Genomic DNA, 23,829 nt, shown 5'->3' with positions numbered 1-23,829 from the left:
GTCATTCCCCCTTCGCGACGCCGCCGAAGCCGAACCCGCGGCGAGCGGGTGCGGCAGGCGCTGAAGGCGCGACCGCGGCCGCCGGCTGCGGCGCACCGAAACCGCGGCGTGCGGGCGCCCCGGAGTCGATGGTCTCGGCCTTGTTCACGCGGACCGTGGACTGCTCGGCGGTGTGGCGCGGCTTCATGTGCAGGTAGTACGTCGTCTTGACGCCGCGCTCCCACGCCCCCGCGTAGATCGCCATCATGTCGCCGAGGTCGCGGGTCTCGAGGTACATGTTGCGGCTGATGGCCTGGTCGATCCACTTCTGCGCACGCGCCGCGACCTCGAGGAACGCGTACGGCGAGAGCTGGAAGCTCGTCTTGTACGCGTCCTTGATCTCGTCGGGGATGTCGGCGACGTGCTGGATGTCGCCCTGGCTGCGGAGGATCTGCTCGCGCACGCGCTCCCAGAGCCCGCGCTCCTGGAGCGCCGTCACGAGGTTGCGGTTGACCTCGAGGAACTTGCCGCTCGACGTGGCACGGCTGAAGATCTGCGAGAACTGCGGGTCGAGGCCGGGCGTCGTGCCGGCGACGAGGCCGATCGACGCGGTCGGCGCGATGGCCATGAGCGTCGCGTTGCGCATGCCGCCCTTGACCCGCGCGCGGAGCGCGTCCCAGTCGAGGCGCGTGGTGCGGTCGACCTGGATCGGCACGCCGCGGTCGGCCTCGGTGAGCGCGATCGTGTCGAACGGCACGAGGCCCTGCGACCAGCGCGAGCCCGCGAAGTTCGGGTAGGCCCCGCGCTCGGCGGCGAGGTCGACCGACTCCTCGATGGCGGCGTAGGAGACGTGCTCCATGATCTCGTCGATGAGGGCGTAGGACTGCTCGCTCTCGTACGAGTAGCCGAGGCGCTCGACGACGTCGGTGAAGCCCATGACGCCGAGGCCGATCGCACGGTTCAGCTCGTTGGAGTTGTCGGCCTCGTCGACGCTCGACAGCGTGATGTCGATGAGGTTGTCGAGCTGGCGGACGGCCAGCTTCGCGCTCTCGGCGATGCGGGCCCAGTCCATGCCGAGCGAGCCGTCCGCCTGCACCACGAGGTGCCGGGAGAGGTTGATCGACGCGAGGTTGCAGACGGAGACGTTGTCGCGGTCCTGCGGCAGCGTGATCTCGGTGCAGAGGTTCGAGGAGTGGATCGTGCCGGTGTTGTTGTTGAGCGCCCGGTTGTTGATCGTGTCCTTCCACGTGAGCCACGGGTGGCTCGTGGTCTGCAGCGCGATGAGGATCGACTTGAACTGCTCGCGGGCGCCGATGCGCTTGAACGCCCGCATGCGGCCCGCCTCGGCCTCGGCGATGTAGTGGGCGTACCGCTCCGAGAACGCCTTGCCGGTGAGCTCGTTGAGGTCGGGCACCTCCAGCGGGTCGAACAGGTACCAGTCCTGGTCGTCCTGCACCCGCTTCATGAACTCGTCGGAGATCCAGACGGCCGTGTTCGCGGTGCGGGTGCGCCGGTACGGGTCGCCGGAGTTCTGGCGGAGGTCGAGGAACTCGGGGAAGTCGAGGTGCCAGTTCTCCATGTAGAAGCAGAGGGCGCCGAACTTCTTGCCGCCGCGGCTGACCGCGCGGAGCACCGAGTCGATGGTGTGCATGAACGGGATCGGGCCGGTGGACATCGTGTTGTTCGACCGGATCGGCGAGCCCTGGGCCCGCAGCTTGGTGACGGAGAGGCCGATGCCGCCCGTGCCCTTCGTGAGCCACATGACGTCGCGCACGCTCTTCGCGATGTGCTCGATGTCGTCCTGCATCTCGAGCACGAAGCAGTTCGAGAGCTGCGGGTAGCGGGTGCCGGCGTTCACGAGCGTGGAGCCCGCGGCGAGGTAGTCGAGGCTCGACATCTTGCGGTAGAAGTCGAGCGCGATCTCGGTGGGCTGCTGCTCGTTCAGCGCGAGGCCCATCGCGATGCGCATGAAGAAGTACTGGGGCACCTCGAGCGGCTCGCCGTTGCGGGCCTTGATGCCGTAGCGGTTGTTCAGCGTGACGACGCCGATGTACTTGAGCAGCTCGTCGCGCTCGGGGTCGAGCGCCGCACCGAGCGCCTCGAGGTCGAAGCGCGACCCGAGGCGCGGGTCGAGCAGGTCCTCGGCCACGCCGCGCTCGATGTAGCGGCGGAAGTGCTCGGCGTGGAGCGCCCGGACGTCGGCGTCGCTGTCGTAGTCGCCGAGGACGCGCTTGTAGATGGTCTTCAGCAGCAGCCGCGCGGCGACCGTGTCGAACGCCGGGTCGTCCTTGACGTTCTGCAGCGCCACCTGGATGACGGCCTCGTCGAGCTGCTGGGTGGTGATGCCGTCGAAGAGCGTGAGCTCGAGCTCGGACGCGATCTGGGTGACCCACGTGATGTTCGGGTCGAGACCGGCGCTCGCGTGCTCGATGGCCAGGTTGATCTTGTTGGCGTCGTACGGCTCCCTCGTGCCGTCGCGCTTGACCACCGTGATGCCCATGGAATCTCCTCTCGAGGCGGTCGCTCCGCCGTCCCCCGGCCGGAGGAGGACTCGCCCCCGTCGAACCGGCCATCACTATATACAGGGGTGCCCGAAGGGCAAGAGCCCTACATGTTGTGGAAACCCCCGGCGTGTCGTCCACATGCCCTGGGGATGGCTGTGGACAACGAGGGGGTCGCTGGGGAGACCGTAGGCCGAGGCCCGGACACTGGGCGGGACCTAGGATGGAGGGCCTGTGAGCGGTGGGTACGGCGGGCTGTTGAGAACCCGGGGCGTCGCGCGGATCATCGCCGCGCAGCTCGTCGCCCGGTTCCCGAGCGGCATGCTCTCGCTCGGCCTGCTCTTCCACGTCGAGCGCTCGACGCACTCCTTCGGCGCCGCCGGCGTGGCGCTCGCCGCGCTCAGCATCGGGCAGGCGCTCGCGGGACCGGCCACGGGGCGGCTCATGGGGCGGGTGGGGATGCGCCCGGTGATCATCGTCACGGCGATCGCCTGCGCCGCGGGGGTCGCGGTCATCGCGCTCGTGCCGATGCCCCTCGCCGGCGTCGTCGCGCTCGCGTTCCTCGCAGGGCTCGCGTTCCCACCGATCACGTCGGCCGTGCGCACGATCTACCCGAAGCTCGTGAACGCGCGGATGCTCACCCCGCTCTACTCGCTCGACGCGTCGCTGCAGGAGCTCATCTGGATCGGCGGCCCGGTCGCCGTCACCTTCGTCGCGACCACGCTCAGCACGGCGCTCGGCCTGCTGCTGTCGGTCGCCCTGCTGCTCGGCGGCGGCGCGTGGTTCGCCGCGTCGCCGGAGGTCGGCCGCGTGCGGATCCCGCGCAGCAAGCGCCGCTTCGGCGCCGTGCTGGCGCGGCCGCCGGTGCTGCTCTCGACGGTCGTCGGGTTCCTCATGATCGCGGCCTGCGCCGACGTCGAGGCGAGCGTGCCCGGCGCCTTCGGCACGACGAACCCGCTCTCCGGGGTCGTGCTCGCCATCTGGTCGCTCGCCTCGCTCGTCGGCGGGTTCGCGCTCGGGCGCCTGCCGATGCGCCGGTGGTCGCTCACGCTGCGGCTGCTCATCGTGACGGCCGGCTCGGCGCTGCTCCCCTTCGTCTCCGGGTTCGCGGGCATCTCCGGCGCGCTCGTGGTCGCCGGCTTCGGCATCGCCCCCGCCCTCGGCGTGATGTCGGCGATCGTGTCGTCGTCCGTGCGCTTCAGCGACACCGCGGAGGCCTACGGCTGGACGAACACGGGCCAGCTGATCGGCGGTGCGCTCGGCGCTGCGCTCGCCGGCTGGTTCCTCGACGTGGCGGGCCCGCCGGCCGCGTTCGGCTGCGGCGCCGTGCTCTCCGCGGTGGCGCTGGGCGTCGCCGCCGCGGCGCACCGCGCGACGCCCGACATGCGAGGCCGCGACGCGGGCCCGGTGCCGGAGACCGCGCCCGTCCCGGTGCAGCCGGCCTAGCCCCGGTCGTCCTCGTCCGGGTCGCGCGGCCGGCGGGGACCGCGATCCGGCACGAGCAGGAACGCGACGACGCCCGCGACCGCGGCGATCGCCGCGACCACGGCGGCGACGGTCGTCATGCGAGCGCCGACTCGACCTCGGCGAGCACCGCGAGCGCGTAGGCGTCCTCGGCGGTGTCGGCGGCGTGCTCGCGCGGCTCGCCGCGGAACACGGTGCGGACGACGAAGCGCCCGGCGTCGTCGCGCTCGAGGCGGAGGAAGGTGCCGCGCAGCGCCTGCCGCAGCTGGTCCTCGCGCGGGAACCAGAGCGCGTCCTCCAGCGCGACGGAGTCGAGCGCCCACTCGGTGGTGCCGTTGAACCCGAGCACCACGCCGGTCGGGTAGTGGTGCGCCTCGATCGTCATGTCGCTGACGGTGAACAGCTCGGTGCCGGTCGACTCCATGTCCTGCTTCAGGAACTGGAAGCGATCCCCCGCCTCGGGTCGCCAGACGAGTCCGGCCTCGCGCAGCCGCAGCGCCAGCTCCCGGGAGATCATCCGGACAGGATACGAACGCCCGCCGAGCGTTCCTCCCGGGAACGACGGGAGGGCCCGGCGCGGATCGCTCCGCGCCGGGCCCTCCCTCTCGATCGGCCGTCAGTTGGCCGCGTTGTACGCCTCCTGCACGTTCGACGGGATGCGACCCCGGCTCGAGACGTGGAAACCGTTCTGGTTGGCCCATTCACGGACCACCTTGAGGTCGCCGCCGCTCTTCGCGCCGCCGCGCGAGGAGGAACCGGTGGACGACTTGGCCTTGACTGCGACGTCGGCCTTGCGAGCAGCGTTCACGTACTGCGAGAGCGCGTTCCGCAGGTCGTCGGCGTGCTCACGCGTGAGATCGATGGTGTAGCTGACGCCGTCGAGCGCGAATCGCACGCTCTCGCCGGCCCCGTCCTCGATGGGCTGCTGCGTGAGGTCGTCGACGAGCTGCACGATGTACTTCTGTGCCATGTTCGGCGTTTCTCCCCGGAAGTCGGAATCGGATGACGCGGAGCGGGGGCTGCGCGATGCACATGACTGTAGCGGGAATTCCGTCTATTCCGCGCGCAATTCGAAGGCGTTTTCAGCGTTTTTTCGGCTGGGCGTTTCGAAACGGTGATCGATAACGTTCGAGAGGCGCTTGAAGGAGCGCCTATTCGATCTCCGACACGTCGGGCGCGGATCCGCGGAAGGGCAGTCGGACTCTGGTAGAAAGCCGTCGGCCTTCCCCGCGCCACGTGCCGGCCCACCCCCGGCTTCCTGGGTAGACCGACCCGGTTTCCGCTGGAATGACGGGCGATTCGGTCGCCGAACCTACGGGATCCGCAGCAGGAGATCGGCGGAGGCGCGCGTTCCCTGCACGAGGACGGCGTTCGGCTCGTCGCTGCGCGACACCCATTCGGCGGCCGCGTCGGGCGCCTTGCCGAACCGCACGTGCCGCGCGAGGAGCCGCTCCCGCCGCAGGTCGCCGTCGACCTCGACGAACCAGGTCTCGTCGAGCGCCGCCCGCGCGTGCGACCACGGCGCGTCCGGCAGCAGCAGGTAGTTGCCCTCCGTGAGCACGAGCCGCGTCGCGGGCGGCACCGCGATCGACCCGGCGATCGGCTGCTCGAGGTCCCGCTCGAACGCCGGCGCCCACACGATGCCGTCGCCGGCGCGGATGCGCTGCAGCAGCGCCGCGTACCCGCCCGCATCGAAGGTGTCGGGCGCGCCCTTGCGATCGAGGCGGCCGAGGGCGGCGAGCGCCCGGTCGGCGAGGTGGAAGCCGTCCATCGGCACGACCGCCGTGGCGATGCCGGCGTCCTCCGCCGCGCCCGCGAGCGCCGCGGCCAGCGTCGACTTGCCAGCGCCGGGGGCACCGGCGATGCCGATGAGCACCCGCGGGCGCCCCGCGAGCAGCCGCGCGACGCGGGCGAGCAGCGCCGGCGGGTCGGTCATGCACCCATCCTCCCCGTCCGGGCAGCACTCAGCCACGCGCGGGTAGACCGATCCGCGGTCCGCCAGGACCGACACGAGGGAGGAACGCGATGGACACGCGCACGCTCGGCGGGCAGGGGCTCGTCGTCTCGGCCGAGGGACTCGGCTGCATGGGGATGAGCGCCTTCTACGGCGCGCACGACGATGAGGAGTCGACCGCGACGATCCGCCGCGCGCTCGACCTCGGCGTCACGTTCTTCGACACCGCCGACGTCTACGGCCCGTGGACGAACGAGCGGCTCGTCGGGAAGGCGCTCGCCGACCGGCGCGACGAGGTCGTGATCGCGACGAAGTTCGGCAACGAGATCGACGAGCAGGGCAACCGCACGGGGAAGGTGAACGGGTCGCCCGACTACCTGCGGCGAGCGGTCGACGGATCGCTGTCGCGGCTCGGCATCGACGTGATCGACCTCTACTACCAGCACCGGGTCGACCCGGACGTGCCCGTCGAGGACACCTTCGGAGCGCTCGGCGAGCTCGTGCAGGCCGGCAAGGTGCGCTTCCTCGGCATCAGCGAGGCGTCGCCCGCGAGCATCCGGAAGGCGCATGCGACGGCCCCGCTCACGGCCGTGCAGACGGAGTACTCGCTGTTCACGCGCGACGTGGAGGACGACGGGGTGCTCGAGACCGTCCGCGAGCTCGGCATCGGCTTCGTGCCGTACTCGCCGCTCGGCCGGGGCTTCCTGTCCGGGAGGATCCGCTCGGTCGACGACTTCGCCGAGGACGACTTCCGTCGCACGAGCCCCCGATTCCAGGGCGACAACTTCCGGAAGAACCTCGAGCTGCTCGATGAGGTCGGGAAGATCGCCGAGGCGAAGGGCGTGACGCCGTCGCAGCTCGCGCTCGCCTGGGTGCTCGCGCAAGGCGACGACGTGGTGCCGATCCCGGGCACGCGGCGCATCCCGAACCTCGAGGAGAACGTCGCGGCGCTCGAGGTGACGCTCACCGCGGAGGACCTCGCGGAGATCGACCGGGTCGCGCCGTCGGGCGCGGCGGCCGGCGACCGCTACGCCGCGCAGGGCATGGCGACCCTGAACCGCTGAGACGGAGGGCGTCCGCCTCGCCGTGGTGCGGGGCGGACGCCTACTGCGCCATGGTCGGCGGCCACGGATGGCGCCCGAGGTGCGGGGACGCGGCCTCGATCTCATGGTCCGCGACGCCGACGATCGCCTCGCGCAGCGCGTCGATCGCGTCGACCTCCGGCTCCCAGCCGAGCACACGGCGCGCGCGCTCGGTCGACATGACGGGCACGCTCAGGGCGATGTCGAGCCAGCCCGGGTCGACGCGGATGAGGTGCAGCTGCCACGCGAGCCAGATCGCGCCGCGCACGGGGGCGATGCGCACCGGGATCCACCTGGCCTTCAGCACCTCCGCCACCTCCTCGGGGCCGACGCGCGGCTCGGTGGCGATGTTGAAGGCGCCGCCCGCGCGCCGGTCGACCGCCCGCCAGAAGGCGTCGCCGAGGTCGTCCACGTGCACGACCTGCGAGACGGTGCGGATCGGCATCGGCAGCACCCCGAGCGGGACGCGGGTCATCCACCGGGTCGGCACGAACGGCCCGACGAAGAGGCGGACGAGGTCGGCGCCCGCCTTCCTGTTCATGACGAGCCCGGGCCGCAGCCGGGTGACGACGATGTCGGGATGGGTGCCCTCGAAGGCGTCCAGCATCCGCTCGACCCTCGCCTTGTGCCGCCCGTAGTGCGAGCTCGCGATCGAGCCGGTGGGCCAGGTCTCGTCGACCCGCGCGGTCTTCGGCCCCTGGCTGTACGCCCCGACCGACGACGCGACGACGACCTGGGGGACCCCCGCCGCGGCGACCGCCTGCAGCACGTGCCGGAGGCCGCCGACGTTCGTCGCGGCGAGCACCCGCTCGTCGTGGTTCGGCTGCAGCAGCCACGCGAGGCTGATCACGGCGTCGGCGCCGGACAACGCCAGCGTGAGGTCACGGACCGCCGTGTCCTCGGCGATGTCGATGGCGTGCCAGGAGACGCCGGCGTAGGGCGGGGGCGCGTCCGGGCCCGGGACGCGCCGGGCGACCCCGACGATCTCGATGTCCTGCTCCCGCTGGAGGCGCCGCAGCACCCCGAGCCCCACGTTGCCGGTCGCCCCGACCACCACGATGCGCATCCGCTCCCCTTCGCCGACCGACCTCACGCTACGGAGGGGCCGTCGGGCGGCACCGCGCGGGCGGCCCGGTTCCCACGGGATGCTCGGCGGGATGTCGGCGGCCGTCGAGCGGACGGGTCAGGCGGCGCGGCCGCCGTCCTCGGTCTGCTCGGCCCCCGCCTGCTCCGCACGGCGAGTGGCGGCGAGCAGCTCGGTGAGCCGGTCGCGGAGCTCCTCGAGCGCCGCGAGCGGCATCCCGAGCCGCTCGACGATACGAGCGGGCACCTGCTCGGCCCGACGGCGCAGCGCAGTCCCGCGGTCCGTGAGGCCGACGGCGAGCTCGCGCTCGTTCGCCCGGTTGCGCTCGCGGGTGACGAGGCCCGCGGCCTCGAGCCGCTTCAGCAGCGGGGTGAGCGTGGCGGGCTCGAGGTGGAGGGCGTCCGCGAGTGCCCGCACGGTGCGGGGGCTGCGCTCCCAGAGGGCGAGCATCACGAGGTACTGCGGATGGGTCAGCCCCAGCGGCTCGAGCACGGGCCGGTAGAAGGCCACGACGCTGCGGCTCGTCGCCGCGAGCGCGAAGCACACCTGCCGGTCGAGCGCGAGGGGATCCGTCATGTCGCCAGCGTAGCGCGATCGTTAGTGCACGAAGGATTAGACTGCTCGACATGGTGAAGGATCGGCTGTTCGGGTGGGCGCGGCGCATCGACCGAGGCCTCCTGCCCTGGGTCGGTCCCGCGCAGGTCGGCATCGGCCGCCCCGAGGCGCCCTACGTGCCGCCGGCCGACCCGTCCTGCCCGATCTGCGGACGACCGCTCGCGCAGCACACGTTCGAGCGCGGCCGCGACCAGTTCTCGGCGACCCGCATGCTCTGTCCGACGGACGACGGGCCTGCGGCCTGATGCGCCTCCGCTCGAGCCGCTAGCCGAAGAGCCCCGCTGCGATCGCGTACCCGATCACCGCGACCGCGCCGAGCCCGAACGCGCTCGTCACGGTGAAGGCGGTGCGCTCGACCACGACGCGCACCGGGCGGGGCGCCGGCAGCGGCGGACCGCCGTGGTGCGCGGCGAGCGCGGCCATCGCGGTGTCGAGGCCGTCGTACCGGCCGATCGTGCCGCCGTCGACGTCGAGCGCGGTGTAGCGATGACCGTGCTCGACGGTGCCGAGCGGCCGCCCCTGGCGCGACGCGGCCCACAGGCGGCGGTCGAGCCGACGCCACGCGACCTCGTCGATCGCGTCGTCGCCGTGCAGCGTGCCGGATCCCATCGGGCGCAACCTAGCCGACGGGCCTGACCCCGCGGGGGTGCGAGGATCGCCGCATGGAGCTGTCGGCGAAGCTGCAGCTGCGCCCCGGCGTCGCGCTCGAGGTGGTCGGAGCGCCCGACGGGCTCGAGCTCGACGGCGTGGCGCTCGGCGCCCCGGGCTCCCCCGCGGTCCTCGCCTTCGTGCGCATGCGGTCCGATCTCGACGGCATCGGCGAGGCCGTCGAGGCCGCCCGGGCGGACCGCGTCGCCTGGATCGCGTACCCGAAGGCGGGCGCCCTCGGCACCGACCTGAACCGCGACCGTCTCGCGGCGGCGGCCGAGGCGCTCGGCATCCGCCCGGTGCGGCAGATCGCGCTCGACGCGACGTGGTCGGCGCTGCGCTTCAGGCCGGCGACGCCCACGCCGTCCCCGGCCTGACCGCGCGTCGGCGCCCGGATCGGCCTGCCCCGGGGTGCTAGCCTGGTCCGCGCACACGGGCCCATGGCGCAGTTGGTAGCGCGTCTCGTTCGCAATGAGAAGGTCGGGGGTTCGAATCCCCCTGGGTCCACGACGCAGAAGGCCCCGTCCAGTCGGACGGGGCCTTTCTCGTTCCCGCCACCGATTCGGACGGCAGCAACGGATCCTGCTCACGAGCCGAATCGGTGGCGGATCGGCCGCTGAGCCGAATGCGTGAGGGACGCAGAGAGTCAGACCGGAGACGGTGCGACGCGGTGCGCCTCCGACGTCGGCGACTCCGCATCGGGGGTGCGGTCGCGGCGCAGCAGCGCCCCGACCGCGGCCGCGACCCGGCCGTCGCGGAACGGCTGCTCCACGAACCGGTACGAGACCCAGGCCAGCAGCACCGACAGGGCGAGCGCCGACAGGATCGCGGCGGGAGTGACCCCGAGGAAGCCGCAGACGAACGCGAGCACCGGCAGGTGCCAGAGATAGAGGGAGTACGACAGGTCGCCGACGACTCGGAGTGGCCGGATCGCGAGCACCCGCGGCGCGGCGACGAGAAGCGCCGCAGTCCCGAACACCGGCAGCAGCGCTCCCGGGAACGGGTACACGAACGCCTTCGGCATCAGCAGAGCGGCCACCGCCATCGCACCCGCTCCGACCAGGCCGAACCCGAGGCGGCGCGTGCGATCCGGCGCTCCCACCGGGAGCAGCGCGAGCAGGCCGCCGGCAGCCAGCTCCCAGCCCCGCGAGGCGGTCGAGAAGTACCCGAGCCCGACAGCACCGGCGGTGTCCGTCCGGCTGACGAGCAGCGATGCCACGAGCACCGCAGCGACCGCCACGGCGGCGCCGCCCACGGGCCGGTTCCAACGCCGGCCGACGGCGGTGCCGACGAGGATCAGCAGGGGCCACACGAGGTAGAACTGCTCCTCCACCGCCAGCGACCAGTAGTGGCCGACCGGGTTGAAGTCGCTCGAGGTCAAGGCGCCGATGCTCATCTGCCTCCAGTTCTCGCCTCCGAGCAGCGCCCAGAGCAGGTCGTCGCTCACCTTCCCCCGGACGGTCGGCGGAAGCAGCAGCGCGAGCAGCCCGACGACGCCGAGCAGTAGCAGCGACGCCGGCAGGATCCGCCGTGCCCGCCGAAGGTAGAACCCGGGCAGCGCGATGCGTCCAGACCTCGACACCTCGCGCATCAGGCCCGAGGTGATCACGAAGCCGCTGATCACGAAGAACATGTCGACGCCGACGAAGCCACCGCGTGGCTCCCCCAGTGCATGCAGCCCGACCACGAGCAGCACGGCGACGGCGCGGAGCCCCTGGATGTCCGGTCGCCGCGGCTCGCTCACGAGGTCGCACGCTAGGAGCACGGAGCCCGGGACGTCGAGCGATGTTCAGCCCGTTGAACCCGGGACGTCGTGATGCGCCGGGGTCAGCCGGCGCGGCGACGGCGCAGCACCGCGTCGAGGTCGGTGAGCACCGGACCCGACTCGTGCACGACGCCGGGCGCGGGGTAGCCGATGCGGATGCCGCTCGTGTCGATCGACACGACCTCGGGCGCCCCCTGGGCCGCACGCAGGGCGCTGTCGGACCGGCGGGCGGCGGCGTCGAGCCGGGCGGCCGCGGCGGCCGGATCCTCGCGAGGCCCGCGGGCCTCCTCACGGTCGAGGTAGAGCGGTCGCGGCACGGGCACCGGCGTCCAGGTCGGCCGCACCTGCTCGCCGCGCTGCCAGTCGACGAAGCTGCGCTGCGCCTCCGGGACGACGACGGTGCGGTCGACGGCGTCGACGAGGCGGTGCGCCGCGGCGACCGTCGCGGCACGCTGCAGGAGCGCGAGCGCGCCGAGCAGCCCGACGATCCCGAGCACGAGCGGGAGCCAGGTGCCGCCCGACATCGCGGACGGCAGGCCGAAGGAGGCGACGGCGACCGAGACGAGCAGCACGCCGCCAGCGAGCATCCGCGACCGGCGGAGTCGCGCCGCGGCGAGCGCGGAGACCGCACGGGCGCGCTGCCGAGGCTCGCGCGGCTGCCGGCTGCGGCGACGCAGCGCACGCTCGGCGGCGGCTTCTCGCGGCCGGGACACGCTCTCGGCCTGCCGGGCGGCCTCGCGGAGCGCACGGTGCTGGTCGGCGATGCTCCGCGCGGTCACCTCGGCCCGGACCTCGTCCGGCACCTCGGTGGTCTCCGCGAGCACGCGGAGCGTCTGCTGCAGCCGGACGGCGGTCCGCTCGGTCTGCAGGTAGCGGCGTCGCTGCACGAACGCGGGCGTCAGGTAGAGCAGCCAGAGCACGGCCGCGAACGCGAGGATCACCCCGCCGCCGAACCCGCCCGCCATACCACGACGCTACGGTCAGCGCGGGTTCCGCACCGGGAGCGCACGAGCGCGTGTCGCGCCAGCCGACACGCGGGCGTGTCCCCGGCACGCGGGACTCCCCAGTCCTGGCCGCCGGCATGTCGTAGCGGAACCGCGCGTAGGTGATCCGCCCGGGCGTAGGTCCAGAAGGCGGATCCGGACCTACACGAGGGCGAAGTACCTAGACGCGGTGGTCGGACGGGCGGGAGCGGCGGGTCAGGGGAAGCGGCTGCGCGCGAGCTCCTGGTCGGACTCCGGCACCGCCGCGGCGTCCACCGGCACCGAGCCCTCGCGCCAGCGGCGGAGGACGCCCTGGGGCACCTCCTCGGTGACGAGCGCGAAGCAGAAGTGGTCGCGCCAGGCGCCGTTGATGTGGATGTAGCGCCGGCGGAGCCCCTCGTAGCGGAAGCCGAGCTTCTCGACCACGCGCAGGGACTTCGCGTTCTCGGGCCGGATGCAGATCTCCATCCGGTGCAGTCCGAGCGCCTGGAAGCAGTGGTCGGTCGCGAGCGCGACGGCGGTCGGGGTGGCGCCCCGGCCCGCGAAGCGCTCCGCGATCCAGTACCCGATGGTGGCGGACGACAGCGACCCGTAGGAGATCGACGTGACGTTCAGCTGGCCCGCGACCTGCCCGTCGACCTCGATGACGAACGGCAGCCCCTGCCCGTTGCGCGCGTTCTGCTGCAGCGCGCGGATGCTGGAGCGCGTGTCGAAGCCCACGGAGCCGCGCGGGCTCGTCGCCTCCCACTCGCGCAGCCAGGAGCGGCCCTCGACGAGCTCGCGCTCGACGGCGCGCGCGTCACGCAGCCGGATGGGCCGGATCGCGATCGCGCCGCTCGCCAAGGTGGGGATGGGCACGGCTGCCTCGTCGCTCAGTCGAGACCGGCCGAGAACTGCTTCAGCCAGGGCCGCAGCTCGGGGCCCAGGTCGTCGCGCTCGGTCGCGAGCTGCAGGATCGCCTTGATGTAGTCGATCTTGTCGCCGGTGTCGTAGCGACGGCCGCGGAAGACGACGCCGTACACGCCGCCCGTCCACTCCGGCGCCTTCGCCATGCGCTGCAGCGCGTCGGTGAGCTGGATCTCGCCGCCCTTGCCCGGCTCGGTGTGCTCGAGCACCGAGAACACCTCGGGGCGCAGCACGTAGCGGCCGATGATCGCGAGGTTCGAGGGCGCGTTCTCCTTCGACGGCTTCTCGACGAGACCCGTGATGCGCACCACGTCCTCCTCGTCGGTCGGCTCGACCGCGGCGGCGCCGTAGAGGTGGATCTGGTCGGGGTCCACCTCGAGCAGCGCGACGATCGAGGCGCGCCGCTTCGTCTGCTCGGCGATCATGCGCGACAGCAGCGGGTCGCGCGAGTCGATCAGGTCGTCGCCGAGGAGCACCGCGAACGGCTCGTGCCCGACGTGCATGCGCGCCTGGAGCACCGCGTGGCCGAGGCCCATCGGGTCGCCCTGGCGGAAGTAGTGGATGTCGGCGATGTTCGTCGACTCGTGCACGCGCTGCAGCTTCGCGTGGTCGCCCTTGCGCTCGAGCGTGGCCTCGAGCTCGTACACCCGGTCGAAGTGGTTCTCGAGCGCGTACTTGTTGCGGCCCGTGACCATGAGCACGTCGTGCAGACCGGCGGCGACGGCCTCCTCGACCACGTACTGGATGGCGGGCTTGTCGACGACGGGCAGCATCTCCTTGGGCATCGCCTTGGTCGCGGGGAGGAATCGGGTCCCGAGTCCCGCGGCCGGGATGACGGCCTTCGTGATGTGGTGCTGCGCCATGGCGCCAGGCTAACCGAGCGTTCCTTTTTAGGATCCTGGTATGAGCGCCGATGCCATGTCCCAGAAGAGGGCACTCCGGGCCGAGCTGCGCGAGCGTCGGCGCACCCTCACGCAGTCGGAGCGCCGCGCCGCGACCGAGGGCATCACGGCGCAGCTGACGGCCCTCGTGCAGCGGTTCGGCGCGCGCAGCGTGTCCTGCTACCTCTCCGCCGTCGACGAGCCGAACACGCGCCCCTTCCTCAACTGGGCGAAGCAGCAGGGCGTGCGGGTGCTGTTCCCGATCTCGCGCGCCGACGGCCTGCTCGACTGGACGACCGCGACGCCGGGCGAGGAGGAGTTCATCAGCGCGTACGGCGTGCCCGAGGCGGTCGGCGAGCCGCTCGGGCCGATCGCGATCAACGACGTCGACCTGATCGTCGTACCGGCCGCCGCCGTGGACAGGTCCGGGATGCGCATGGGCTGGGGCCGCGGCTACTACGACAAGACGCTCGGCTCGATGGAGCGGTGCCCGCCCGTCTACGGGGTAGTCTTCGACGGCGAATTCGTGGACGAGGTGCCCCGCGAGCGTCATGACGAGGCGCTCGACGGCGTGGTCACCCCCACTCGCACCGTGGACTTCTCCACGCGTTCCGGTCACCGACGGAGGACGTGAGCATGCCCGTGTACGCCTACAAGTGCCGTGACTGCGGCACCCCGCTCGAGGTGCACCAGGAGTTCAGCGACGCTGCGCTGACCGTCTGCCCCACCTGCGGCGGCACGCTCCGCAAGCAGTACGGCTCCATCGGCGTCACCTTCAACGGCTCCGGGTTCTACCGCACCGACTCCCGCGAGGGCGCGAAGAAGGGTGACGGGGCCGCGAAGGCCGATGCCGCCACGAAGTCCGACGGCGCGTCGACGAGCCCCACGTCGGCGCCCGCCGCGCCCGCGAAGTCCGACAGCGGCACGAAGACGGCGAGCACTCCCGCCTCCTGACGCACCGCGGTGCTAGACCTGGGGTCCGTGAAGGGCTTCCGGGACTTCCTGCTGCGCGGCAACGTGCTCGACCTGGCGGTCGCCGTCGTGATCGGCGCCGCGTTCACCGCGATCGTGACGTCGGTCGTCACGAACGTCATCACGCCGCTCATCGGCGCGCTGTTCAACGCGAGCAGCCTCGACAGGACGCTCATCGTGGCGATCCCGACGCTCACGCACAAACCGGCGGAGCTCAAGTTCGGCGCCGTGCTCGGCGCGGTGATCAACTTCGTGATCGTGGCCGCGGTCGTCTACTTCGCCCTCGTGCTGCCGGCGAACTGGGCGATGAAGCGGGCCTTCCAGCGCAAGCAGGAGGAGCCGACCGCGACCCCGGCCGACACCCCGCCGACCGAGGCCGAGCTGCTCATCGAGATCCGCGACCTGCTCGCCGGGCGCCCGTCGCCGGAGGGCGACCACGCCCAGCCACCGACGCGGCCGGCGGTCCCGCCGACCTGAGCCTCCTGCTCCGGATCCGTGTCGCTGCGGCCGCCGGAGAGCGGCGAGGATCCGGAGCAGCGCGGCCGGTCAGCCCCAGTGCGGCGGCACGTCCTCGCGCAGGCGCGCGTCGTTGCCGTCGCCGCGATCGCCCCACGCTCGCGGCTCGTCCTCGGCCGCGACGTCGCCCGACTGCGGCGCCGGGTCCGAGCCCGGCGCCGGTGGGGTCCGCACCCGTCGGTGCCGCCGCCCTGCGGTCAGGGGCGGACCTCGACGATCGGGATCGTGTTCGTGAGCGGCGACGGCTCGCGCGCCCCGAGGGCGATCGCGATGCGCTGCGCGACGGCGTCGGGGTCGGAGAACAGGTCGAAGCTGTGCACACGGAGGTAGTGCCAGCCGAGGCGCTTCAGCATCTCGGGCTTGAGGCGCAGGCTCTGCCGCAGGGTGCCCGAGCCGAGCGTCGCGTCGGTCTCGACGGTGATCGCGCGGGAGCCGTACGAGGCCACGAGCGCGAGCTTGCCGTGGTAGCCGAGCGAGGCGCGCATGCCGAGCACCCGGAGGCGGCGCGCGAGGTCGACGAGCATCGCGTCGCGCTCGTCATCGGGTGACGTGTCGGCGACGCGCGCCTCGGCGTCGGCGAGCAGCCGTCGGAGCGCGAGCACGCCCTGCGGCATCCGCTCGCCCTCGAGGTCCTCGGGCCGGAAGCAGGAGACGACGGCGAGGCCGCGGCGGGCGCGGGTCGCGGCCGCCGCGAGGAGCCGCTCGCCACCGGGCTGGGCGAGCGGGCCGAGCGAGGCGAGCACGCGCCCGTGGGGCGTCCGCCCGTACCCCACGCTGAAGATCACGCGGTCGCGGCTGTGTCCCACCGCCTCGGCGAGGGTGACCGCCATGAACGGCTCGGGCTGGTCGCGCACGAAGAAGTCCATGAGGTCGCCACGCCGCACGAGCGCCTTCAGCACCGCCTGCTGCACCCGCACCGCGTGCTTCGCGCTGCCGGAGATCACCATGAGCGACTCGCGCGGCCGGTGCTGCGCGTGCTCGATGACGCGGTCGACGACGCGCTGCACCTCGGGCTCCACCGCCTCGACGGTGCCGGTCTCGGCGTCGGGCAGGCCGTGGCCGTTGTCGACGTAGTCGAGCACGAGGCTGCCGTGGCCGAGGAACGTGCCCGCCCACGGCACGCTCTCGATGCGGCCCTCGTAGAAGCGGCGGTTCACGGCCTCCGCGAGGTCCTCGCCGCCGGCGCGGTAGCTCGTCGTCAGCTCGAGCGACGGCACGAGGTCGGCGAGCCGGGAGAAGACGGAGTCGGCCGCGCGCTCGTCGAGCCGGCGCTGCGTCTCGCGCGGCGGCTCGGTCTCCCGCACCGCGATGTCGAACGGGCTCGGCGTCTGCGTGACCGGGTCGCCGAACGCGACGACCTGCTTCGCACGGCGGACCGCGCCGATGCCCTCGGCGACCGACAGCGCGGCGGCGTCGACCACGAAGACGGTGTCGAACGGGATCGCGTCGCCGAGCTCGTGCACCTCGTACGGCGAGGCGAGCCACACCGGGGCGAGCAGCTTGAGCAGGTGCGGCGCCTCGCGGTGGAGCACGACCGGGTCGTCGATCTTCGCCTGCAGCAGCTGCCGCAGCGCCTCGGCCTCCCCCGGCCAGTCGGTGACGCCGAGCCGCCACGCGTCGGCGAGCTGCCAGGCGAGCCGCTTCCCGTTCGACTTCTGGTGCGCCTCGTCGACGAGCCGGAAGTCCTGCTCGAGCCGGTCGAGCACGGTCGTGTTCGCGCCGAGGAGCGCCGGGTCGTCGGCGAGCATCCGCTCGAGCACGCTCTTCCACCAGGCGAGCTCGAGCTCGACGGCGACCTGCTCGGGCGCGACGTGCCGCCCGGCGAGGTCCTCGAGCAGCGGCGCGAGGTCGAGGTCGCGCAGCTCGGCGACGAGCTGGGTGCGGTCCTGCAGGTTGTGGAGCACCTCGGAGTCCGCGGCGAGCGCGGCGAGCCGCTCGGGCAGGAAGTCGATCGGCATCTGCAGCAGCGAGTCGGGCGTGTTCGCCGTGCCGAGCGGCTCGTCGAGCGAGGTGAGCTCGGACGCGGCGCGCTGGTAGTCCGTCCAGAGGTCCGTGATGCCGGCGGGCACATCGGGCGTGACGCCGCCCGTGACGAAGCGCTGGTGGAGCACCCGCTGCTGCTGCACGCGCACGAGCCAGTCGTTGAGGTCCGCGATGTGCACGCCGGGGCGCACGTACTCCCGGGCGAGCTTCTTGAGGCGGCGCCGGTTGACGCTCGACATCTCGCGGGCGTCGCGGCGCGGCCCGGTGGCGACGATGAGCTCGCCGAGCGAGCGGTCGAACACCGCGGGCACGAACTTGTCGAGCGTCTCGCGGATGTCGAGCAGCAGCCGCAGGTAGATGCCGAGCTCGGCGAGGGTGGTGAACGGGCGGAGCCGCGTCGAGGCGAGCAGGGCGTTCGCGCGCTCGAGCAGCCGCGGCACGTCGGCCTGGGAGAGGCGCTTCGCGAGCCGGTGCGCGGTGGCGGCGGCGTCCGCCGTGGAGAACATCGCGCCGTACCAGGGCGAGTCGCCGGGGCCGTAGCGGAACTCGCCGAGCGCCGCGGCCCGCTGCAGCGCGGCGGCGACCGACGCGCGGTCGATGGCGAGCGCCTCGACCGCGCGGGTCGAGAGCCGGGCGGTGGTGGCGGGCGGCTCAGGCAGCAGCGCGAGGCGCGACAGCTCGCCGAGCGCGTCGAGCACGCTGACGCGCAGCTGCGGGTCCCGGCGGGTGAGCGCCGAGCGGTAGTCGAGCAGCACGGAGCGCAGGCGCACGAGGGCCTCGTCGACCTCACCGGTCTCGGGCTGGGCGGCCTTCTCGTTGCGGGAGATCGAGGCGATCAGGTCGCGGCGCAGCGTCCTCGGCGACACCGCGAGGCCGCCGAGGCCCACGTCGGCGAGCCGCGTGGCCACGCCGCGGAGCGTCGCGTGCCGGGGGCTCACGACGAGCACCCGCCTGTGCTTCGCGACGAGCGCGCCGAGCGCGTTCACGATGGTCTGCGTCGCCCCGGTGCCGGGCAGCGTGTGGACGGCGAGCGTGTCGCCCGCCGCGATCTGCGCGACGATCTGCTCCTGCTCCGGATCGGCGTCGAGCACGGCGGTGTCGAACGTCGGAGGCCTCTCGTCCTGGCCGAGCACCTCGACCCGCTCGACGCCGTGCGTGAGCCGTTCGATCGCCGCGGGGTTGCCCGCTACCGCGTCGAGGACCGGGTGGCCCAGGTGCTCGGCGTCGGCGAGCAGCGCGGGGCCGACCTCCGCGAAGGAGGAGATGAGCAGCCGGGGCTGCACGCTGAACCGCTGCAGGTGCGCGGTGAGCTCACGGAGGCGGTCGATGACCGGCTGCGGCTTGAAGGCACCGGCCTGCAGGGCGAGGGCGACGAAGGCAGCGGGGTCGAGCACGATCCCGTACTGCTCCTCCATCGCGCGGACGAGCCCGGGGTTCAGGGTGAGCGCGCCCTTCAGGCGCAGCTCGAAGTCGCGGCCGTAGCGTCGGATCGCGAGGGGCCGCAGCAGGACCGGGCCGCGGAACTCCTGCTTCTCGAACCGCCATTCGGCGAGGCCGATCGCGAGGTGCATCGAGTCGATCCCGCGGGTCGCGGCGAGCTCGACCGCCTTCGCGGTGAGCGTCGAGGCGGCCGCGCTCGCGGTGCGGAAGGCGATGTCCTCACGGATCAGGTTCGACAGGAGCGTCGTCTTGCCGGTGATGAACTGCGCGAGCCCCGACGGGTGCGTCGTGGACAGCTCGATGCGGGTGCGCGGGGTGTCCTCGAAGTGGATGAGCGGCGAGGTGCCGCCGATCCGCTCGAGCTCGTCGCGCCACCGCTCCCACGAGGGGGCGGCGATGTTCACGGGCTGGAAGCGGGCGTCACCCACCGTGACGGCGTGCGGGCCCGTGACCGCGGAGGTCGGCCCCGTCACCGGCACCTTCACGGGGTCGGTGCGGGTCGACTGCTCGTCCTCCGCGGAGAGGTCCTCGGCACGCCACACGAGTAGCCACTGTAGGCACCGGGCGTCCCCCGTCCGGGTGACGCGCCGGTGAGCGTCCGATCGTTCCCCGGGCGCCCGGCGTGGCGTGGCGGGCGCACGGATGCGGCCCGCGAGACTGACGGGTCATCGCGGGCCGCACCGTGCTGGATCGGGCCTACCCGAGGAGCAGGATCTGCCCCGGCGCCTTGCCGCCGGTGACGGCCGGCGCAGTCGAGGCGTACAGGTGGTTGTTCGCCCACTCGACGCCGACGACGCCGGGGATCATCGCCGCGGTCGAGACGCGGCCCTCGTGCACCTTCGCGATGGCGCCTGCGCCGAGCTGCGCGACGTAGACGTCGCCGTTGCCCGCCACCGCGATGTTCGTCGCGAGCGCGAAGCCGGTCGCGAGGCGGGTGAGGTGGCAGTCGTGGATGCGCCAGACGCTGCCACGCGCCGGCACGCCGGGAGCCTCCGGACCGCCGGGCAGCGTCGACACGTAGATGCCGCCGGGGCCCGTCTCCACATCGGTCGGCACGGGCTCCGTGCGGTAGTCGATGCCCGCGCAGTCCGGCGCGCCGAGCGCCTTCGCAAGATCCGCCGTCACGTGCAGCGTCTGCGGCGGCAGCACCGCGACGACCGAGATGGCGCCGTGGCGGTCCACCTTGAGGATGTCGTTGCCGCCCGCGTCCGCGACCAGCCAGGCGTCGTGATCGAGAGCCGCGACCGCGTAGGGGTGCGAGTCCACCTTCCCGCGGTACCGCACGCTTCCGGTGCCCTTCGTGAGCTCCGCGGAGCACTTGGCGTTCACCGATCCGACGGCGCCGTAGGTGTTGCGGTGGTCCGGGTTGTGCTGCGCCTCGAACGTCGACAGCGACACCCGCAGCTTCACGTGGCCGTCCTGCAGCACGGTCAGCCGGGTGTCCTTGTGGTCGCCGGTGCTCTGCGTGTAGGCGACCGCCTCGTCGGATGCGGCCACGCCGGCGAGGTCGCCGCTCGCCTCGGGGTTCGACGTCGGTGTGCCGCCCCGGGCGATCACGTGCTTCGGGTTGTGGATCTCGGTGAGGGTCGACATCGCGGAGTCGGCGACGTAGACCTGGCTGCCCCTCACGGCGAACTGCAGCGGCGCCACGTAGGCGCTCGAGAGGACCTTGGTGACCTTCAGCTGCGGGGTCGCGGCGCTGGCGCCACCGGCCCCGGTCGCGACCGCGATCCCCAGTCCCGCGGCCGCTGCGACGGCCAGGGCTTTCCGAACAGACATGGTGCTCCTCCGATGGGGCATGGATGGATGGACCCGCGCTCGGCGTCCATCCGGGTCCCCTCAGCGTCGACCGGGCACGGGGCGGATCGCCATACGTAGAAACACGCAGATGCCCCCGGAAACTGGGGAGACAGCCGCACTCCGCCGGGAGTACGGTGCGCTCGGCGCGGGAGCGGACCGCGCCGTGGAGGCGTTCGAATGCGCATTCTCGACGACGAGGTCGCGCCGGTCGACTACCATTCCGTGCTCGATCTCGCGCTGCGGCTGCACGCCGCTCCCACGCCGCGATCGTTCATCACGGTGCTGGCCACGGACCTCGGCTCACTCATCCCCTACGAGCACGCCGACTGGGGTGACCTCGTCCGCGGGGGCATCGAGGTGGAGCGCGACGAGTTCGCGGCGCTGCTGCGCGGCGCCCCCGGTCCCCGCACCGCGTCGCCGCCGCTCGAACCGGTGCCGTCACCGGAGCACCGGCTCGCGCTCAGCATCGCCACCGGTTCCCGGGTGCTCGGCTTCGTGCTGCTGCGGGTGCGCTCCCGGTTCGCCCGGCGCGACCGGGTCGTCGCCGACCTGCTGCAGCCGCACCTCGGCGCCGCGTTCGACCACGTCCGGCTGCGCGCGGCGGACTCAGCATCGCACCGCTCGCTCCCCTCCCTGACGGTGCGCGAGCAGGAGGTGCTCGCCCTCGTCGCCGATGGCCGCACGAACCGCGACATCGCGACGACGCTGGTGATCGAGCCGCGCACGGTCGAGAAGCACGTGGAGAACATCCGCGCGAAGCTCGGCGCGCGCAGCCGCGCCGAGGCGGCGGCGAAGTGGGCGCGGAGCGCCGGGATGGTGCAGGTCTAGGCCACCGGCGTGCCCTGGTGGAAGCGGAGCCGCCACCCGGTGGTGCCGCGCACCCAGATCGAGCTGCGGTTGGCGCGCAGCACCTCGCCGCCTGCGGCGACCTCGCTGACGTAGACGGCGAGCACGACGTCCTCGGCGAGGGCGGACAGCCGGTACCCGGGGAGCGGCAGCGTCGCGGTGAACGGCTCGGCCTCGGCGCCGAGCGTCGCGGCGAGGTCGTAGGTGCGGCCGGACCTGCCGAGCTCGAGGAAGTCGGGCGTCAGCGCGGCCCGCATCCACTCCCGGTCGAAGCGGGTCGCGGACCGCCACATCCCCTCCTCGAGCCGGCCGATCTCGCGCTCGTCGTCGGCGTCCATCCCGATCCCCTCTCGTCCCGCTCCTCTACACTGTCGGAACCCGGCGCACGCCTCTGTAGCTCAATGGAAGAGCAGTTCCGTCCTAAGGAAACGGTTGGGGGTTCGAGTCCCTCCAGGGGCACGACGAGTGGCTGACCGGAGGGCGGCGACTCGGCGTGCCGGTGGGTGGCCTTCGCGGAGCCCTCGGGTGCGCCCCTGGAGCCGGTACCGGCGCGCCCCCCAGCGGCGTGACGGCCGTGCGACAGGGATGGAGTCCCTCCAGGGGCGGAGGGCCCGATCCGCTGCTCGAGGAGCCGCCGCAGCCGACGGCTCGAGCCCTGCGTGGGCGGCATTCACCCGCAGATCCGTGGTCACGAGGCGGCCGAGCCCCGCGTGCCCGGCCGTGACGTGGTGAGTGTCAGCGACGCCGCGACGATCAGCATCAGGACGGCGCCGCACGCGAACGACGGCACGTATCGCAGGGCCGCGGGGAGAGCGGACGCCGCCGCGATGCCCGTCGCGTAGAGCGCGACGCCGACGACGGAGCCGGCCGTGAAGGCGATGTTCTGCAGGGCGCCGGCGGCCCCGGCGTCCGCCGGCGGAACGGCGAGCAGCGACGCGTTCGACCCGCCGACGTAGGCGGGCCCCATGCCGACCCCGAACAGGACGAGCCCGGGCGCGAGCAGCAGGGTCGGGGCGCCCATGGCCGTCGCGGCGAAGCAGACGCCCGCCGCGCCGAGGGCGAGGAGCCCGATCGCGGCGAGCGCGGGTGCGCCGAGCCGCGGCACGAGCCGGCCGGCGAGCCACGACGATCCCACCGAGGTCACGGTCATCACCGCGGCCGCCGCGGCGAAGCCGAGGGCGTTCCACCCGAGCTGCCGCTGGGTCAGCAGGGTGAGAGCGAACAGCAGGCCGTCGACGGTGAGACCCGCGGCGCCGAGCGCGACCAACCCGCCGGCCACGCGAGGCTGCCGCAGCAGCCGGAACGGCAGCGCGGGCGCAGCCGTGCTGCGCTCCACGAGCACGAACGCGACGAGCGATGCGACACCGAGCCCCGAGGTCGCGAGCGGAGCCGCGGTGAGCCCCTGCTCGGGGATCTCGCTGAGGCCGTCGATGACGGCGGCCGCGCCGAGCGTGAAGGTCAGGAGGCCTGCGACGTCCAGCGGCTCCCGCCCGCGGCGGGGCGTCCGCGGGAGCAGGGTCGCGGCGGCGAGCCCGAGCAGCAGACCGCCGGGCACGTTGATGAGGAACACCCACCGCCACCCGATCACACCGCTCAGCACCCCGCCGAGCAGCAGTCCGGCCGTCGCCCCGACCCCGCTGACCGTCGACCAGACCGCGAGCGCCTTCGTCCGCTCCGTCCCGTCGGTGAAGGTGGCGAGCAGCACCGCGAGCGACGCGGGGACGAAGACGCCGGCCGCGACGCCCTGGACCACCCGGCAGGCGAGCAGGACCGCGTAGGAGCCGGTCACCGCGCAGCCGAGCGACCCGAGCGTGAACGCGGCGAGGCCGAGCAGGAACGTCCGCCGTCCCCCGTACCGGTCGGCGAGGTTCCCGCCGACGAGCAGGACCGCTCCCCCGGGCAGCGTCGCCGCCGTGAACAGCCACTGCAGCGCCGTCGCGTCGAGTCGCATCGCGCCGCCGATCGCGGGCGACGCCGCGAAGACGCTCGTCGACCCGAGCACGTCGAGGAAGAAGGCCCCGCAGAGCGTCAGCAGGAGGCCACGACGGCGTCCTCCCCCGGCGACGACGACCGTGTCGTACGCGATGGGAGTGCCGTCCGACGACAGCGCGAACTCGGGCATGCGGGCTCCTTCCGTGCGGGCCGCACTCCGGCCCTCGCAGTACGACGCGCGGAACGCGACGTCGAGGACACCCTCCGCAGCGCTCCGCTCGGCGCTCGAGAGGGGGCGCACCGGAGGCGCGGCTGGTCGCCGGCTGCAGATCCTCATCCGCCGAGCGGCGCCCTCGACCGCGCGGGGACGCCCGGGGAAGGAACGGCGTCGTTCGCCTGAGCCCTTCTCCTCTTCCGGCGCCGCGGCGTCGGAGGACCGTCGTCCTCACAGGCGGCCGGAGCACCCGCCGCGGCGCTC

At 73.0% G+C, this 23,829-nt stretch carries 25 protein-coding genes and 2 tRNA genes; 10 read left to right on the top strand and 17 right to left on the bottom strand.

The features are described from left to right. Position 1 precedes the first annotated feature (1 nt). On the bottom strand, positions 2–2,479 hold the full coding sequence (locus tag QDR37_RS09605; protein ID WP_279713421.1) for a ribonucleoside-diphosphate reductase subunit alpha: 2,478 nt from the start codon (positions 2,477–2,479) through the stop codon (positions 2–4). 256 nt (positions 2,480–2,735) lie between these two features. Between QDR37_RS09605 and QDR37_RS09600 the strand changes: the two genes are divergently transcribed. Next, positions 2,736–3,926 (top strand): MFS transporter, encoded by a 1,191-nt coding sequence (locus tag QDR37_RS09600; RefSeq protein WP_347882101.1) that lies wholly within the window; start codon positions 2,736–2,738, stop codon positions 3,924–3,926. Here QDR37_RS09600 and QDR37_RS09595 read toward each other — a convergent pair. The 4 genes from QDR37_RS09595 to QDR37_RS09580 all read right to left on the bottom strand — a co-directional run bounded on the left by QDR37_RS09595 (position 3,923) and on the right by QDR37_RS09580 (position 5,880). Beyond that, the gene (locus tag QDR37_RS09595) at positions 3,923–4,045 is read right to left on the bottom strand and encodes a hypothetical protein (RefSeq protein WP_279713419.1); all 123 of its coding nucleotides are present in this window, start codon (positions 4,043–4,045) and stop codon (positions 3,923–3,925) included. The genes QDR37_RS09600 and QDR37_RS09595 overlap by 4 nt on opposite strands. After that, positions 4,042–4,461: a pilus assembly protein CpaE gene (locus tag QDR37_RS09590; RefSeq protein ID WP_279713418.1), complete on the bottom strand. Its 420-nt coding sequence runs from the start codon at positions 4,459–4,461 to the stop codon at positions 4,042–4,044. Before QDR37_RS09590 ends, QDR37_RS09595 begins: the two co-directional genes overlap by 4 nt. Before the next feature lie 99 nt (positions 4,462–4,560). Then, positions 4,561–4,914 (bottom strand): Lsr2 family protein, encoded by a 354-nt coding sequence (locus tag QDR37_RS09585; RefSeq protein WP_279713417.1) that lies wholly within the window; start codon positions 4,912–4,914, stop codon positions 4,561–4,563. A gap of 342 nt (positions 4,915–5,256) precedes the next feature. Next, positions 5,257–5,880 carry a nucleoside/nucleotide kinase family protein gene (locus QDR37_RS09580; protein ID WP_279713416.1) on the bottom strand — a complete coding sequence of 208 codons (624 nt, stop codon included), beginning with the start codon at positions 5,878–5,880 and terminating at the stop codon, positions 5,257–5,259. 89 nt (positions 5,881–5,969) lie between these two features. On the opposite strand from QDR37_RS09580, the gene QDR37_RS09575 reads away from it, so the two are divergent. Beyond that, the gene (locus tag QDR37_RS09575) at positions 5,970–6,962 is read left to right on the top strand and encodes an aldo/keto reductase (protein WP_279713415.1); all 993 of its coding nucleotides are present in this window, start codon (positions 5,970–5,972) and stop codon (positions 6,960–6,962) included. A gap of 40 nt (positions 6,963–7,002) precedes the next feature. On the opposite strand, the gene QDR37_RS09570 is transcribed toward QDR37_RS09575, so the two are convergent. Both QDR37_RS09570 and QDR37_RS09565 read right to left on the bottom strand, forming a co-directional pair. Next, a complete protein-coding gene (locus tag QDR37_RS09570) occupies positions 7,003–8,046 on the bottom strand; it encodes an NAD-dependent epimerase/dehydratase family protein (RefSeq protein ID WP_279713414.1) in 1,044 nt (347 codons plus the stop codon). A gap of 117 nt (positions 8,047–8,163) precedes the next feature. Beyond that, positions 8,164–8,640, bottom strand: a complete 477-nt coding sequence (locus QDR37_RS09565) for a MarR family transcriptional regulator (protein WP_279713413.1) — start codon at positions 8,638–8,640, stop codon at positions 8,164–8,166. Between the two features lie 50 nt (positions 8,641–8,690). On the opposite strand from QDR37_RS09565, the gene QDR37_RS09560 reads away from it, so the two are divergent. Further along, entirely contained in the window at positions 8,691–8,924 is a 234-nt protein-coding gene (locus QDR37_RS09560) for a hypothetical protein (protein WP_279713412.1), read from the top strand. 19 nt (positions 8,925–8,943) lie between these two features. Here QDR37_RS09560 and QDR37_RS09555 read toward each other — a convergent pair whose 3' ends face one another. Next, positions 8,944–9,288: a hypothetical protein gene (locus tag QDR37_RS09555; protein ID WP_279713411.1), complete on the bottom strand. Its 345-nt coding sequence runs from the start codon at positions 9,286–9,288 to the stop codon at positions 8,944–8,946. A gap of 53 nt (positions 9,289–9,341) precedes the next feature. Here QDR37_RS09555 and QDR37_RS09550 point away from each other — a divergent pair, with 53 nt between their 5' ends. Both QDR37_RS09550 and QDR37_RS09545 read left to right on the top strand, forming a co-directional pair. Further along, entirely contained in the window at positions 9,342–9,704 is a 363-nt protein-coding gene (locus QDR37_RS09550; protein WP_279713410.1) for a hypothetical protein, read from the top strand. Between the two features lie 57 nt (positions 9,705–9,761). Next, positions 9,762–9,834: transfer RNA gene (locus tag QDR37_RS09545), tRNA-Ala, on the top strand. A 139-nt stretch (positions 9,835–9,973) separates the two neighbouring features. On the opposite strand, the gene QDR37_RS09540 is transcribed toward QDR37_RS09545, so the two are convergent. The 4 genes from QDR37_RS09540 to galU all read right to left on the bottom strand — a co-directional run bounded on the left by QDR37_RS09540 (position 9,974) and on the right by galU (position 13,844). Then, positions 9,974–11,071, bottom strand: coding sequence for an acyltransferase (locus QDR37_RS09540; RefSeq protein ID WP_279713409.1), 1,098 nt, complete (start codon positions 11,069–11,071; stop codon positions 9,974–9,976). 83 nt (positions 11,072–11,154) lie between these two features. Next, complete coding sequence (locus QDR37_RS09535) at positions 11,155–12,057, bottom strand: hypothetical protein (protein WP_279713408.1); 903 nt, start codon at positions 12,055–12,057, stop codon at positions 11,155–11,157. A gap of 234 nt (positions 12,058–12,291) precedes the next feature. After that, positions 12,292–12,933 carry a GNAT family protein gene (locus QDR37_RS09530; RefSeq protein ID WP_279713407.1) on the bottom strand — a complete coding sequence of 214 codons (642 nt, stop codon included), beginning with the start codon at positions 12,931–12,933 and terminating at the stop codon, positions 12,292–12,294. Between the two features lie 14 nt (positions 12,934–12,947). Next, positions 12,948–13,844: a UTP--glucose-1-phosphate uridylyltransferase GalU gene (gene galU, locus QDR37_RS09525; protein WP_279713406.1), complete on the bottom strand. Its 897-nt coding sequence runs from the start codon at positions 13,842–13,844 to the stop codon at positions 12,948–12,950. Between the two features lie 40 nt (positions 13,845–13,884). Here galU and QDR37_RS09520 point away from each other — a divergent pair, with 40 nt between their 5' ends. Genes QDR37_RS09520 through mscL form a run of 3 tightly spaced genes read left to right on the top strand, consistent with a single transcriptional unit; the run spans position 13,885 to position 15,311 of the window. Then, positions 13,885–14,496 carry a 5-formyltetrahydrofolate cyclo-ligase gene (locus QDR37_RS09520; protein WP_279713404.1) on the top strand — a complete coding sequence of 204 codons (612 nt, stop codon included), beginning with the start codon at positions 13,885–13,887 and terminating at the stop codon, positions 14,494–14,496. A gap of 2 nt (positions 14,497–14,498) precedes the next feature. Then, positions 14,499–14,816: an FmdB family zinc ribbon protein gene (locus tag QDR37_RS09515; RefSeq protein WP_279713403.1), complete on the top strand. Its 318-nt coding sequence runs from the start codon at positions 14,499–14,501 to the stop codon at positions 14,814–14,816. Between the two features lie 27 nt (positions 14,817–14,843). Next, complete coding sequence (gene mscL, locus QDR37_RS09510; RefSeq protein ID WP_279713402.1) at positions 14,844–15,311, top strand: large conductance mechanosensitive channel protein MscL; 468 nt, start codon at positions 14,844–14,846, stop codon at positions 15,309–15,311. Between the two features lie 69 nt (positions 15,312–15,380). On the opposite strand, the gene QDR37_RS09505 is transcribed toward mscL, so the two are convergent. From QDR37_RS09505 to QDR37_RS09495, 3 genes are all read right to left on the bottom strand, one after another. After that, positions 15,381–15,524, bottom strand: coding sequence for a hypothetical protein (locus QDR37_RS09505; RefSeq protein ID WP_279713401.1), 144 nt, complete (start codon positions 15,522–15,524; stop codon positions 15,381–15,383). A 23-nt stretch (positions 15,525–15,547) separates the two neighbouring features. Next, complete coding sequence (locus tag QDR37_RS09500) at positions 15,548–19,315, bottom strand: AAA family ATPase (protein WP_279713400.1); 3,768 nt, start codon at positions 19,313–19,315, stop codon at positions 15,548–15,550. Positions 19,316–19,469: 154 nt separating this feature from the next. Further along, positions 19,470–20,552, bottom strand: a complete 1,083-nt coding sequence (locus QDR37_RS09495; RefSeq protein ID WP_279713399.1) for a ScyD/ScyE family protein — start codon at positions 20,550–20,552, stop codon at positions 19,470–19,472. 198 nt (positions 20,553–20,750) lie between these two features. Here QDR37_RS09495 and QDR37_RS09490 point away from each other — a divergent pair, with 198 nt between their 5' ends. Then, positions 20,751–21,401 (top strand): helix-turn-helix transcriptional regulator, encoded by a 651-nt coding sequence (locus QDR37_RS09490; RefSeq protein ID WP_279713398.1) that lies wholly within the window; start codon positions 20,751–20,753, stop codon positions 21,399–21,401. On the opposite strand, the gene QDR37_RS09485 is transcribed toward QDR37_RS09490, so the two are convergent. After that, on the bottom strand, positions 21,398–21,757 hold the full coding sequence (locus QDR37_RS09485; protein WP_279713397.1) for a DUF4440 domain-containing protein: 360 nt from the start codon (positions 21,755–21,757) through the stop codon (positions 21,398–21,400). The two genes, QDR37_RS09490 and QDR37_RS09485, sit on opposite strands and share 4 nt — an antisense overlap. 49 nt (positions 21,758–21,806) lie before the next feature. On the opposite strand from QDR37_RS09485, the gene QDR37_RS09480 reads away from it, so the two are divergent. Continuing rightward, positions 21,807–21,878: transfer RNA gene (locus QDR37_RS09480), tRNA-Arg, on the top strand. Positions 21,879–22,107: 229 nt separating this feature from the next. Here QDR37_RS09480 and QDR37_RS09475 read toward each other — a convergent pair. After that, positions 22,108–23,541, bottom strand: coding sequence for an MFS transporter (locus QDR37_RS09475; RefSeq protein WP_279713396.1), 1,434 nt, complete (start codon positions 23,539–23,541; stop codon positions 22,108–22,110). Positions 23,542–23,829: the final 288 nt, after the last annotated feature.

The organism is Amnibacterium sp. CER49 (genome assembly GCF_029846255.1).
GTDB lineage: Bacteria > Actinomycetota > Actinomycetes > Actinomycetales > Microbacteriaceae > Amnibacterium.
The sequence above is the reverse complement of the archived record's forward strand: the minus strand, read 5'-3'. Positions and strand labels throughout refer to the sequence as shown.

Bases quoted from the DNA above. Each gene is read 5' to 3' on its own strand.
- QDR37_RS09605 (WP_279713421.1), bottom strand. From the start codon at position 2,479: ATGGGCATCACGGTGGTCAAGCGCGACGGCACGAGGGAGCCGTACGAC.
- QDR37_RS09595 (WP_279713419.1), bottom strand. From the start codon at position 4,045: ATGACGACCGTCGCCGCCGTGGTCGCGGCGATCGCCGCGGTCGCGGGC.
- QDR37_RS09590 (WP_279713418.1), bottom strand. From the start codon at position 4,461: ATGATCTCCCGGGAGCTGGCGCTGCGGCTGCGCGAGGCCGGACTCGTC.
- QDR37_RS09585 (WP_279713417.1), bottom strand. From the start codon at position 4,914: ATGGCACAGAAGTACATCGTGCAGCTCGTCGACGACCTCACGCAGCAG.
- QDR37_RS09580 (WP_279713416.1), bottom strand. From the start codon at position 5,880: ATGACCGACCCGCCGGCGCTGCTCGCCCGCGTCGCGCGGCTGCTCGCG.
- QDR37_RS09575 (WP_279713415.1), top strand. From the start codon at position 5,970: ATGGACACGCGCACGCTCGGCGGGCAGGGGCTCGTCGTCTCGGCCGAG.
- QDR37_RS09570 (WP_279713414.1), bottom strand. From the start codon at position 8,046: ATGCGCATCGTGGTGGTCGGGGCGACCGGCAACGTGGGGCTCGGGGTG.
- QDR37_RS09565 (WP_279713413.1), bottom strand. From the start codon at position 8,640: ATGACGGATCCCCTCGCGCTCGACCGGCAGGTGTGCTTCGCGCTCGCG.
- QDR37_RS09560 (WP_279713412.1), top strand. From the start codon at position 8,691: ATGGTGAAGGATCGGCTGTTCGGGTGGGCGCGGCGCATCGACCGAGGC.
- QDR37_RS09555 (WP_279713411.1), bottom strand. From the start codon at position 9,288: ATGGGATCCGGCACGCTGCACGGCGACGACGCGATCGACGAGGTCGCG.
- QDR37_RS09550 (WP_279713410.1), top strand. From the start codon at position 9,342: ATGGAGCTGTCGGCGAAGCTGCAGCTGCGCCCCGGCGTCGCGCTCGAG.
- QDR37_RS09535 (WP_279713408.1), bottom strand. From the start codon at position 12,057: ATGGCGGGCGGGTTCGGCGGCGGGGTGATCCTCGCGTTCGCGGCCGTG.
- galU (WP_279713406.1), bottom strand. From the start codon at position 13,844: ATGGCGCAGCACCACATCACGAAGGCCGTCATCCCGGCCGCGGGACTC.
- QDR37_RS09520 (WP_279713404.1), top strand. From the start codon at position 13,885: ATGAGCGCCGATGCCATGTCCCAGAAGAGGGCACTCCGGGCCGAGCTG.
- QDR37_RS09515 (WP_279713403.1), top strand. From the start codon at position 14,499: ATGCCCGTGTACGCCTACAAGTGCCGTGACTGCGGCACCCCGCTCGAG.
- QDR37_RS09495 (WP_279713399.1), bottom strand. From the start codon at position 20,552: ATGTCTGTTCGGAAAGCCCTGGCCGTCGCAGCGGCCGCGGGACTGGGG.
- QDR37_RS09490 (WP_279713398.1), top strand. From the start codon at position 20,751: ATGCGCATTCTCGACGACGAGGTCGCGCCGGTCGACTACCATTCCGTG.
- QDR37_RS09485 (WP_279713397.1), bottom strand. From the start codon at position 21,757: ATGGACGCCGACGACGAGCGCGAGATCGGCCGGCTCGAGGAGGGGATG.
- QDR37_RS09475 (WP_279713396.1), bottom strand. From the start codon at position 23,541: ATGCCCGAGTTCGCGCTGTCGTCGGACGGCACTCCCATCGCGTACGAC.